At 71.2% G+C, this 423-nt stretch carries 1 protein-coding gene; it reads left to right on the forward strand.

The features are described 5' to 3' along the window. The coding region (locus tag TN53_RS42550; RefSeq protein ID WP_046264277.1) for an RNA-guided endonuclease InsQ/TnpB family protein at window positions 1-423 on the forward strand (423 nt) is incomplete at both ends.

A 423-nucleotide genomic window follows, 5' to 3' on the forward strand; every position in this document is an offset into this window, starting at 1 on the left:
GAAGATGGCGGAGCCGTTGGACATTGTGTGGCCCCGGCCGCTGCCTGCGGGGGTGAAGCCGTCCACGGTGACCGTGTCCCAGGACGCGGCCGGGCGCTGGTTCGTCTCGATCCTGTGCGAAGACCCCAGCGTCACACCGCTTCCCGCCGCGGACACGGCGGTCGGCATCGACGTCGGAGTGGGCCACCTGCTGACCCTGTCCACGGGGGAGAAGGTCGCCAACCCCCGGCATGAGCGCCGTGACCGGGCCCGGCTGGCCAGGGCGCAGCGGGAGCTGTGCCGCAAGGCCAAGGGCTCGGCGAACCGGGACAAGGCCCGCCGCCGCGTCGCCAGGGCCCATGCGCGGATTGCCGACCGGCGCCGGGACCTGCTTCACCAGTTGACGACTCGGCTCGTGCGTGAAAATCAAACGCTCGTGATCGA

Origin of the sequence: Streptomyces sp. WM6386 (assembly GCF_000972385.1) — a bacterium.
In the GTDB taxonomy this organism is placed as follows: domain Bacteria; phylum Actinomycetota; class Actinomycetes; order Streptomycetales; family Streptomycetaceae; genus Streptomyces.